The organism is Halomonas sp. ND22Bw, assembly GCF_003011945.1.
Lineage (GTDB): Bacteria > Pseudomonadota > Gammaproteobacteria > Pseudomonadales > Halomonadaceae > Halomonas > Halomonas halophila.
In genome coordinates this window covers 1-274 of the sequence record NZ_PXWD01000826.1, presented here as the reverse complement: position 1 = coordinate 274, position 274 = coordinate 1, and the positions used below count along the sequence as shown (strand labels likewise).

Genomic DNA, 274 nt, shown 5'->3' with positions numbered 1-274 from the left:
AGCTCGACATGCGCTCCGCCCGCCGAGATCAACGACTGCACAGCAGCGACGGCGACACCGATCTCGGATTTGTCCTCCGCACTCAGCCGGAGTGGATCGTGGCGGGTCCACCCCCACAACCCCACCGCCTCCATCCCCGCTACGAGACCAATGCAGACCAGTATTGCGACGAATGGGTTCGCCGGCGCAGTCACACCCGCAAAAACCGGGATGAGCCCGATCAGAACCGGCGCGAGAAGAGCGAGCGGAATCTTCACCTCCTCACCGCCTGCTA

General features: G+C 63.9%; 1 protein-coding gene. It reads right to left on the bottom strand.

Translation table 11 applies throughout. The features are described 5' to 3' along the window. Window positions 1-257, bottom strand: a 257-nt coding sequence (locus tag CVH10_RS26830; RefSeq protein ID WP_219924903.1) for a hypothetical protein, incomplete at its 3' end; no start/stop codon positions are given. Between the last annotated feature and the right edge of the window lie 17 nt (window positions 258-274).